Annotated in this window: 11 protein-coding genes; 1 reads left to right on the forward strand and 10 read right to left on the reverse strand. The window is 65.7% G+C overall.

The window, feature by feature from the left end; all coding sequences use genetic code 11:
• The coding region (locus tag ABIS05_RS05505; RefSeq protein ID WP_348009828.1) for a LytTR family DNA-binding domain-containing protein at nucleotides 1-800 on the forward strand (800 nt) is incomplete at its 5' end.
• Nucleotides 801-869: 69 nt separating this feature from the next.
• On the opposite strand, the gene ABIS05_RS05510 is transcribed toward ABIS05_RS05505, so the two are convergent.
• The 10 genes from ABIS05_RS05510 to ABIS05_RS05555 form a co-directional block, all read right to left on the reverse strand.
• The gene (locus tag ABIS05_RS05510) at nucleotides 870-1,103 is read right to left on the reverse strand and encodes an addiction module protein (RefSeq protein ID WP_348009829.1); all 234 of its coding nucleotides are present in this window, start codon (nucleotides 1,101-1,103) and stop codon (nucleotides 870-872) included.
• A 407-nt stretch (nucleotides 1,104-1,510) separates the two neighbouring features.
• On the reverse strand, nucleotides 1,511-1,903 hold the full coding sequence (locus ABIS05_RS05515; protein WP_348009830.1) for a hypothetical protein: 393 nt from the start codon (nucleotides 1,901-1,903) through the stop codon (nucleotides 1,511-1,513).
• Nucleotides 1,904-1,960: 57 nt separating this feature from the next.
• A complete protein-coding gene (locus tag ABIS05_RS05520) occupies nucleotides 1,961-3,157 on the reverse strand; it encodes a toxic anion resistance protein (RefSeq protein WP_348009831.1) in 1,197 nt (398 codons plus the stop codon).
• Nucleotides 3,154-3,804, reverse strand: coding sequence for a hypothetical protein (locus ABIS05_RS05525; protein WP_348009832.1), 651 nt, complete (start codon nucleotides 3,802-3,804; stop codon nucleotides 3,154-3,156). The genes ABIS05_RS05520 and ABIS05_RS05525 overlap by 4 nt, the downstream gene beginning before the upstream one ends.
• A gap of 73 nt (nucleotides 3,805-3,877) precedes the next feature.
• On the reverse strand, nucleotides 3,878-5,533 hold the full coding sequence (locus ABIS05_RS05530; RefSeq protein WP_348063220.1) for a VWA domain-containing protein: 1,656 nt from the start codon (nucleotides 5,531-5,533) through the stop codon (nucleotides 3,878-3,880).
• On the reverse strand, nucleotides 5,530-6,657 hold the full coding sequence (locus tag ABIS05_RS05535; protein ID WP_348009834.1) for a hypothetical protein: 1,128 nt from the start codon (nucleotides 6,655-6,657) through the stop codon (nucleotides 5,530-5,532). Before ABIS05_RS05535 ends, ABIS05_RS05530 begins: the two co-directional genes overlap by 4 nt.
• Before the next feature lie 68 nt (nucleotides 6,658-6,725).
• The gene (locus ABIS05_RS05540; RefSeq protein ID WP_348009835.1) at nucleotides 6,726-7,163 is read right to left on the reverse strand and encodes a hypothetical protein; all 438 of its coding nucleotides are present in this window, start codon (nucleotides 7,161-7,163) and stop codon (nucleotides 6,726-6,728) included.
• Complete coding sequence (locus tag ABIS05_RS05545; RefSeq protein ID WP_348009836.1) at nucleotides 7,147-7,716, reverse strand: nucleotidyltransferase domain-containing protein; 570 nt, start codon at nucleotides 7,714-7,716, stop codon at nucleotides 7,147-7,149. Before ABIS05_RS05545 ends, ABIS05_RS05540 begins: the two co-directional genes overlap by 17 nt.
• A gap of 57 nt (nucleotides 7,717-7,773) precedes the next feature.
• Complete coding sequence (locus tag ABIS05_RS05550) at nucleotides 7,774-8,550, reverse strand: ferredoxin--NADP reductase (protein WP_348009837.1); 777 nt, start codon at nucleotides 8,548-8,550, stop codon at nucleotides 7,774-7,776.
• Nucleotides 8,551-8,698: 148 nt separating this feature from the next.
• Nucleotides 8,699-10,034 (reverse strand): hypothetical protein (locus ABIS05_RS05555; protein WP_348009838.1); only part of this gene is annotated, 1,336 nt, incomplete at its 5' end.

The following is a 10,034-nucleotide window of genomic DNA, read 5'->3' on the forward strand; positions in this document are numbered from 1 at the left end:
TCCGCGCCGTTCTGGCCGACGACGAACGACTGATGCGCGAACAGCTGCGCAGCCGCCTCACCGAGGTCTGGCCCGAGCTGGAGATCGTCGCCGAGGCCAAGAACGGCCTCGAAGCCGTCGAGCTGACCAAGCAGTTCAAGCCCGACCTGGTCTTCCTCGACATCCGCATGCCGGGCCTGACGGGCGTTGACGCCGCCCGCCAGATCGCCCAGCTGCCCGAGGACGACGACTGGCTGGTGCCGGAGATCGTCTTCATCACCGCCTACGACCAGTACGCCGTCGAGGCCTTCGAGCAGGGCGTGGCCGACTATGTGCTCAAGCCCGCCGAGCGCGAGCGCCTGCAGCTGACCGTGGCGCGCATCAAGAAGCGCCTGGCGCAGCGCGAGGGCAGCGAATCGGTCGAGACCTCATCGGCGCCGCTGCAGCAGCTGCTGCACAAGCTGTCATCGCAGATCAACCCGAGCGGCAAGCCGAGCTATCTGCAGTGGATCCAGGCGACGGTCGGCCAGGCCATCCAGATGATCCCGGTCGACGATGTGCTGTTCTTCATCAGCGACGAGAAGTACACCCGCGTGCAGACGGCCAAGGTCGAGGCGCTGATCCGCAAGCCCATCAAGGAGCTGGTGGACGAGCTGGACCCGCAAGTGTTCTGGCAGGTGCACCGCTCCACGCTGGTCAACGCGCGTGCCATCGACGGCATCACACGGGACTTCCGTGGAAGGCAGCTGGTGGGTGTGAAGGGGTTGACGGAGAAGCTGGAAGTGAGTCGGAGCTATACGCACTTGTTCAAGGGGATGTAGGGCGACCGCGTTGGCGTTGCCACGGCAGCCAACCGCGCTCGACCTCTGCGGTGGACAGGAGCCGGGCTTTCATCCGCTGGCGAGCTTGCGCGCCTTGGCAAACACTGCCTCTCCGTCAATCGCCTGCAACTCGCCCCTGTCGTACTCGGCCAGGCGTTTCTCGATCTCAGCTTCCCATGCTGGATCAAGCGCCGCAGACACGTCCTCATTCAAGGACTCCAGCAGGCCGTCGACAACGCGCTCACGGTCCTCCCGCGAGAGCAGGCGCCCCTTTTGAATCAGATCGGTGACTTGATCGTGCATGGCAAGCTCCTTTGCTGACGGGCAGTCTAGGTTGATCGGTGCGCAGGAGCGCGGGCAGGCCTGATGCTTCGTTGCTCGGGCCAGAGGCCCGATCCTTCGCCAGGCACAAACAGTCCTCAGGACTGTTTGAGTCCGGGCTCAGTCCCCCGGCCCGCTACGCGGACCTCCTCCTTTACTTTCGCATCAGGCCTGCCCGCACTCCTGTTCATCGCTGCATTCGGTTTTCTCCGCGAAACACCGATGGTGGAAAAGCCGGGATGCGGCTGCGCGCAATTGCGCAGGTAAAGGAGGAGGTCCGCGCAGCGGGCCGGGGGACACGGAGCAATTGCGTGCAGCCGCGTCCCGGCGCACAGCAGGCTCGACGAGCGCCAAGAAAGTGTTGGGGTTGCCACCCCAACCTACCGAGCTCAGTTTGTGGTGCCGAGCAGGCGCTCCAGCTGCAGGCGATGGGCCCGTGCGCTGGGCGTCGTGGCGGGCACAACCTGGTTCGAGCTGCAGACCGGGCACATAAGCTTCGCCTTGCCGATGTCCATCCGGCGCCAGATGGAATACAGCAGTCCGAGGACGCCGAAGGTGCACAGCCAAAGCACGACTTCAACCAGTGTCGAGCCCCGCACGGCGCCCGGCCGGGGACGGAATTCATTGCCACAGGTCATGCAGTGCTGGAGTGGCACAGCAGCCTGTGCGGCGGCGTTTTGAGCGGCGTATCGAGCGGTGCGCTTCTTATCAGTCGCCAAGTACCAGATGAGTGGCGAAATGCAAAAGAGCAGCAAAAGAATAAGACCGAACGACTCGCGCATGGCGCCTCCCTAGTGTGCTATTGAAAGTCGAATTAGCTGAGAAGGCGAGTCTGCAATTCAAAGCCGGACCGGCCCCGCCACATCCCCGCCCGACACCGCCGCCCGCGCCTGCTGCTGCCTTGTCCGGTCCACGTAACTGTCCGCCCGCTGCAACTGCGCCTCGATCAGCTTGTTGTTCGCGCCCATCGTCGCAATCGCCTTGGAGCGGAAGTTGTCCATCGCGTCCATGGCCTGGAAGGTCTGGTCGAACATGGACTGGATCTGCTCGATGCCCAGCATGGGGTTGGAGGCGAACTCGGCCGTCTGGTCGACGTGCTGGTTCAGCGCCTGGCCGGTCTGGTTGATGAGGTTGCCGATGGTCGAGTTGACGCCTTGCAGCATCTTCATGACCTCGATCTGGTTGCCGGTGGCACGCGCCACCGTTTGCGCCACGGCCAGCGCGCTCATGCCGGTGGTGGCGACGCGGTCGCAGCCGATCATCATTTCGCGGCCGGTCTTCTTCAGCACGTCCAGCGCCAGGTAGCCGTTCACGCAGACGGCCTGCTGGGTCTGGATGTCGGCCAGGTTTTGGCGCGCGTAGAACAGCACCTCCTGCTCCAGCGCCTTGGCCTTGATCGGGTCCGTCGACTGCAGTGCCTGCACGCGCTCGGCCAGCCGCGTGTCCAGCGTGCGGGCGAAGCGAGCGGCGGCGGCCAGGGACTGCATCGCCTCCCACAGCTTGCCGCGCGTGGCCTCGATGTCGATGACGTCCTTCTGGATGCCGTCCTTGGCCGCGTAGAGCTGGGTCATGCTCGTCTGCAACTGGCCGGCGGCGCTCTCGAACTTGCGGAAGTAGGCCTCCAGCTTGTTGCCGAACGGGATCAACCCGAGCAGCTTGCGCGGCTGCAGCAGGTCGCCGTCCTTGCCCGGGTTGAGTTCGTCCAGCTGACCGCGGATGGCGGCAATGGCCTTGTAGGCCGGCGTGTCCGTCGCGCCGACGAAGTTGCGCTGCATCAGGCTACCCTGCATCAGGCTGGCGGCCAGGCTGATCTCCTGGCGGCCGAGTTGGAAGGCGCTGTCGAGCTTCGCTTTGAAGGGCTCGCTGTGCAGGTCTTCCTTCTCCAGCGCGTCGATGAAGCGCTGCACCTGTTCGTCAACCTTGCTGGCCAGCTCTGGCTTCAGCGGCACCGCTTCGACAGCCTGCGGCGGCTCGATGGGCGTGATGACCTCGGGCGCGGTCAGCGTGAAGGCGGGCTTGGTGATCGTGTCGCTCATGGTGCTTTGGCTCCGAACTTTTGCTTCAGGAATTCGCTGTGGCGGAGGAAGGCCTGGGCGTCCTGCCCGGCCAGGTCATCGCCCAGCTGCTCGACCTTGCCCTCCAGCTCGGCCAGCACGCCTTCGAAGGTGGCCTGGGCCGTCATGCCGTTGCTGAGCAGCTTGGTGGTGGCGAACTGCGGCGGGATGCTGAGATAAGTGTTCAGCGCATCGGGCAGGTAGCTGATGGCGATGTGGCGCGCGTGGAAGCTCTCCTGCAACGGCAGCTGGCCCTTGCTGCGCTCCCACTGGTCGAGCAGGGCTTCGAGCTTGCTGCACAGATGTTGGATGCGCGTGGCCAGCGGGCCGGGGATGCGTTGGCCGGGGTTGTGCTCGGTGAGCCGCCGCACACCGCTGAGTGCGCGGCTCATGGCCTCGCGGGCATCGCCTTCGTCCTTGAACTCCAGGGCTTCCCACTCGGCTTCCTTGAAGCTGGGCCAGCCCCACCACATTGCGCCGACGACAAGGCCGCCCGCGTAGCCCAGTGCTGCCACGCCCAGCCCCAGGCCGCCGAGCAGGCCTAACGCCTTCAGCACGAGCACTGCAGTCGCTGCCAGCAGGCCGCACCAGTTGGCCGGTGCGTTGAGCCATCGGAACAAGGCGGTCATGCGTGAGCCCCCACGGCGCTGCGCGCCTGCCCCCCGAGGGGGCTTTCGCTACTTCGGAGCGGCCGTGCGTAGCTCATTGGTAGGCCCGGATGTCCTTGAACACCGCATACAGCGGCGTCTTGCGCGCGTCGAACACGCGCCCGCCGGTGATGGCGACGAGCTGCTTCAAATCGGCCTCCGCCGCGTCGCCATACAGCACCATGAAGACGGGAATGCCGCGCACATCCTCGGGCATCTGCTCGTAGGCCTGCTTGAAGGCGTCCAGGTCGCGGCCCACCGTGTTCTTGCCGTCGGTGAAGGCGATGACCGAGTATTGGTAGTCCGGCTTGAGCTTGCGCTGCTCCAGCATGTGGTTCAGCGCTGCCAGCACCGAGTCGTACAGCGCCGTGCCGCCGGCCATGCGCAGGTTGTCGGCCGCGTCGCGCACGCGCTGCAGTTCGGCGGTCTTGGCGTCGGTGTCGGCCTGTGGCAGTACGCCCTTGCGCTTGGCGCTGCCTGCCGGGATCTCGAACAGCACCGGCTCGCGCGGCCGGTCGCTGAAGGGCAGGAACCACAGCTTCTCGCGGTTGGTCAGCTTGGCGACGCGGCCGGTGAGCGACACGTCGGCGCCGGCCAAGTAGTGAATGGCTTCCACCAACTGCTCGCGCCGCTCGCCCTGCATGCTGCCGCTGGTGTCCAGCACGAAGGTGCTGGCGATGGGCTTGCGGAACTCGTTGAGGTAGGCGTCGATGAGGCCGTCGGCCAGCTGGCGGTCGGGCGAGAACGGCAGCTCCACCTGGAAGCCGCGGGCGGGCAGGATGTCTTCCACCGTTTTAGCCAGCTCCGCCTTCATCGGCCGGCGCAGCGTCTGGCGCGCCAGCCACAGTTGGGCGGTGTCGCCCTTCAGGTAGTCGACCACCTTGAGGTAGTCGGCCCGCTTGGCGTCGTTGAGCAGCATGAAGGGATAGTCGGCCGTGGACACGCCCTCGAAGGGGTAGATCAGGTGCAGCTTCTCGCGCAGCTTGCCGCTGGCGTTGAGCGTTAGCAGCCAGCTCTCGTAGTTGATGAAGGCGTTGGCGCGCGTGCCCTGCTGCTTGATGAACTGCTCGGCCAGATAGGTCGAGTTGTCGCCGACGATCTTGTAGCCGGTCAGGAAGTCCGAGATGGCCTGGCGATCCACGTCGGCCGCCGTCAACGCCTCACCCTTGCCGCCTGCGGCCGCCACGACACCCAGCAGCGCCATGAAGCCCTGGTTGCTGGTCGCCGGGTTGGACAGCGCATACCGCAGCTCGCCGCGCTTGGAGGCCTTGGCGATGTCGGCCCAGGTGAGCTTGGCATCCGGCTTGTTCCAGCCAAAGCGCGCCGCGTCGCTCTCGCTGACGCCAACGGCAATTGGCGACAGCATGATCTTTTCCTGCAGCTTCACGCGGCCCTGGCCGGCGGCGTCGCTGAGCAGGTATTTGGCGTTGGCGAACCAGGCCACATCGGCGCTGGGCTTGCCGCCCGAGTCGCCGCTGAGCACCTCCTGTGTGCTCTCCATCGTGCCGCCGAAGCGGAACTCAACGGCCACGCCGGTGGCGGCCTCGATCTGCGCGGCCAATGGCTCGATGTCCTTCAGGTCGCTGGTGGCCAGCACGTGCAGCGTGGTCCTGGTCGCAGCCTGTGCGCTGGGCGGCTCAGGTTGTTCATCGCGCTTGCCGCAGGCACTCAGCGCCACGGCCAGCACGACCAAAGCAAGGCGTCGCATCATTGATTCATCTCCCGGCTCACGGTGTCGATCATGTCGAACATCAAGTCGAAGCCCGGCGGGTCGACGACCTGGCGCAACTGCGTATCCACGGCGAGGCCGGCCTGCTTGGCGGTGGCCGCGAACGCGGCCGGGTCCCCCGTGCGGAAGCCCTGCTCCAGTGCGATGGCCTGCAGCTCCTTGTTCGTCGCCAGCAACTCGGCCAGCTTGCGGCCGCGCTCGTTCATTGCCACGATCACCAGCTTGTTGACGATGGTGGGCTGCGGGTACATCAACACCATGTCGGGCCGCAGGCCACCGCCGCCGTTCTTCTGCGCCTGCGCCAGCATCTGGCTCTCGTAGATGAAGGCCAGCGGCGTCTTGCCCATGCCGATGGACAGGTAGTCGTCGAAGGCGCCGTTGACGTAGTTCTCCTGGAAGCCCTGGCGCTTGAACAGCTCGGCCAGCTTCAGCGCGAATGCATTGCCCTGCGTGCGGTCGCTGACGACCTCGCCGTTGAGCGCCTGCGACGTCAGCGCCAGGTACATCGCCGCCGAGTTGCTGCGCCGGATGTCCGTCGTCGACACCAGCACGCTGCGCGACACGGCGTAGTCGCCGCTGTCCTTCAGGTCCCGCCAGCGCTTCTTGGCCAGCATCGCCTCGGTCAGTTTCTCCATGTCCAGGCCGTAGACCTTGGGCGCGATCGGCTTGGCCATCTGGTTGGCGACGAGGATCTTGGCGACCGGCTCCCACGAGGCCACAACCAGCGGCGTGTGGAAGGGCGAGCTCTGCGTGGCCTGCTTGTTGGCCTTGCGCGCTGCGTCCAGGATCATGTTGGCCGCCACCACGCCGCTGGCGAAGAAGAAGTCCGGCGCCTCGTCCAGCTTGCCCGCCATGTCGCGGCTGCCCACGCGCACCGCCTGCACCGGCAGGCGCTGGGCGGCCAGTAGCTTGGCGACGCGCTCGTCCTTGAAGAACGGCTCCACGTCCACCGCGATCAGCCCCTTGAGCGGCGCCGTCTGTGCAATGGCCGCCTGCTCGTGCTCGAGGGTTTGGGTCTGCTGATTGCTTCGCAACGCCCAGAACAGGGCGCTGCCGAACACGGCCAACACGATGAGCGTGCCGGCGATGCGCTTGGGGTTGTTCATCTGGCTTCCAGGCCTCCTGCCACATTGGACAGGCCGGAGTGTGCCCGGTCCACGGGCACGGCTGAAAGTCAGGCGGCGCCGGTCAGTGTCCGTGCCGCCGGCAGCATCTCTGCAAGCACCGCTTGCATGGACTCGGCATCGGCCTTGGTGATAGGCGGCAAGGGTTGGCGATAGGTCACGCGATTGCGGACATCGTGCAGACGCGCCAGCACGCTTTGCCGGCTCGCATCCAGCTTCAGGTCGGCGGCCACACGCTGGATGGCTGTCGCACGATGGCCGCCAGCGTCGCCCGGCCGGACCTCGTGGAACTCCAGCACCGCCATGACCACATTGAACATGCCTTCATAGGCGAGCAGGAATCGCGCCGACTCGGGCATCACGCTCTGCGTGGCCGCCAGCATGTCGTCCGCAGTGCGCAGGAACTGCGCGAGCGACGCCGGGCTGGACGCCGCCGGCTTGAAGCTGCCGATCTTCAGCAGCCCGTCGTACTCAACGGGTCTCGGCATGGATGGCCTCCATCAAATCGATTCTTGGGCCTTGCTTGATGGCGGCCAGCACCGCGTCGTCACTCGCCCATTCGGCGCTGGAGTAGAGGTTGACGTGGACCGGGCGACCCAACTCCGACTGCACCGCATCGAGCTTCGGTGACAGGTCGAACAAGCTCACATTTCCCACCACTGCGAGGTCGATATCGCTGTCGCTGGTGTCGCGCCCCTCAGCGACCGAGCCAAAGACGAAGGCCTCTGCGATGCGGTCGGCAAACGGTGCCAGCGCCCTGGCCAGCGGATCGGCCAAGGCCAGGGTCTTGACCAGCATGCTGCGCAGGTCCGCGTACAGCAGGAACTCAGGATTGGCCGACAACCTGCGCTGGTTGCCCACCTTGCGCTCGCGAAGCAGGCCGCCGTCCACACAACGCTTCAACAAGGCGCTGCCAGCGCCCCGGCTGCTGCCCATCAAGCTCAACAATTCGACCGTGCCGAAGTCCTGACCAGCATTGAGGAGCACCTTGCACAGCAGGCGCTGTGCAGGCTGCGACAACAGGATGTCCAAGGCGCGCATTGAAGTATTCCTAAATCGGGTACGAATGTACCTTAATAAGGAATATTGGCGCCAGCCTTACTTCTCGACGAAAGCCCGCTCGATGACGTAGTCGCCCGGCGTCGTCGTGCTGCCTTCCTTGAAACCGCGCACCTCCAACATCGCCTGCATATCCTTCAGCAGCTCGGGGCTGCCGCACAACATGATGCGGTCGGTCTCGGGGTTCAGCGGCGGCAGGCCCAGGTCGGCTTGCAGCTTGCCGGTCTGGATCAGGTCGGTGATGCGGCCCGTGTTCTTGAACGGCTCGCGCGTGACGGTCGGGTAGTACAGCAGTTGCTCAGCAGCGAACTCGCCCAGGAACTCGTGCTGGTGCAGGTCGACCGAGAGGTGATCGTGGTAGGCCAGCTCGTTCACATGGCGCACGCCGTGGACGATGACGACCTTCTCGAAGCGCTCGTAGGTCACCGGGTCGCGCACGACGCTGATGAACGGCGCCAGGCCCGTGCCGCTGCCCAGCAGGTAGAGGTTCTTGCCCGGCAGCAGGTAGTCGATGAGCAGCGTGCCGGTGGGCTTGCGGCCGACGACGATCTTGTCGCCCGGCTTGATGTGCTGCAGGCGCGACGTCAGCGGGCCGTCCGGCACCTTGATGCTCAGGAACTCGAGGTTCTCTTCGTAATTGGCGCTGACGATGCTGTAGGCACGCAGCAGCGGTTTCCCGTTCTCGCCCCTGAGGCCGATCATCGTGAAGTGGCCATTGGAAAAACGCAGGGCCTGGTCGCGCGTCGTCGTGAAGCTGAACAGGCGGTCGGTCCAGTGGTGGACGGTCAGGACGGTCTCTTCGTGGAAGGCACTCATGGGCGGTGGTCTTGGCGGGGTTAACCCCGGGATTTTCGCCCGGAAGTGATATGAGCCCGTCGCATAAGGGTCAACCAGTCGCGTGGGCGGCCTTCGCGGCACTTCCAGCCCGGCTCACGCTGGCCCCGCGAGGGGCCAGCGTGGGGGGTCAGCGCATGATGAGGAAGTATTGGACGCCGCTGGCCTGGACCTCGTTGCTGCCCGTCTGCACCACGGTTACTCGCTTGTCGTCGCTGGCGTGGAAGACGGCTAGGCCATACGACTGGGCGCCGTTGATCAGTGGAAGGCGGACGTCGCCAGCAGGGAACAGCAGCGAACCGGTGAACCGCTTGAGCACTTCGGCGTACTGGGACGTGTTGGAGCCGTTATTGGTCACGGCGATGGCCTCTGCCGCGGTGGCGCTGTGGCTGACCGACAGGGCGGCCATGCCCAATGTGCCCAGGTATTGCAGGTCCGAGGTTCTGAAGTAGCTGCCGCCGCTGGTGAACAGCAACGACTCGTCACCCGAGAGCCACATGGGATTGGACGCCGAATAGTTCGAGGGCGCTTGACCGTTGGAACCCGTGAAGCTGCCGGTGCCGACGTTGACGCCGGTCCAGGACAGCGACGAGTAGTCGCCGATCAGCAGACGGCCCAGCGACTCCGACATCACGCCGCGCGGACTGCTGGAGCTGTTGTAGAGGCTGCCAGTGCCGAGCGTGACACCCGTGCGCCCGTTGATGGCGACGATGTTGGTGTAGGGCCACGAGTTCGACGAGCCCGCCACGAACACGATGCCCGAGTTCGCCGTGAACACTTCCACCTGCGAGCCTGCCGTGCCCGTCGTGGCCACCAGCGAACCGGCGACGACGTCCACCAGGCTCACGCTGCCCTCATGCAGCACGCCTGCCAGCCGGCCGTCGGCTGACAGCGACAAGGCCTTCGCCGTGGTGGGCAGCGCGATGGCGATATCGGTGCCCGCCGAGGGGTCGACCAGATGCAACTGGTTCGGGTTGGTGGAAACGACGACCAGCTTGTTCTGGGACTTGCTGAAGCGCGTCAGCAGCGGCTTGTAGGCCAATGGCACGGTGCCCGCGGTGGCACTCAGCACGGTGATGCTGACGCCCGACACGGCGCTGACCTGACCATCCGTCACGGTGACCGATGCGTAGTAGCTGCCGGGAACGTCCGGCGTGAAGCTCAGCGCGGGGCCGTTCGGTGCGGCGATGCTGGCGTTGGAGCCCGTCGGGAAGGTGTCCAGCGCCCAGCGGTAGGTCAGCGTGCCGGCGTTGTTCTTGCTGTAGCTGCTGGCTGCCGACGCCGTGATGCTGCCACCCTGCAGCACCATCGCCTGGCTGCGATCGAGCACCACCACCGGCGCGTAATTGCCGACGTCGACGGTGACGGATTGAACCGCGCGCAGGCCTGCCGGGTTGGTGACCGTCAGCGTGGCCGCGTAGCGGCCGTCCTTGTCCGGCGTGAAGCTGGGCGTGGCGGTGGCGGCG

This window comes from Roseateles sp., from assembly GCF_039929605.1.
GTDB lineage: Bacteria > Pseudomonadota > Gammaproteobacteria > Burkholderiales > Burkholderiaceae_C > Pelomonas.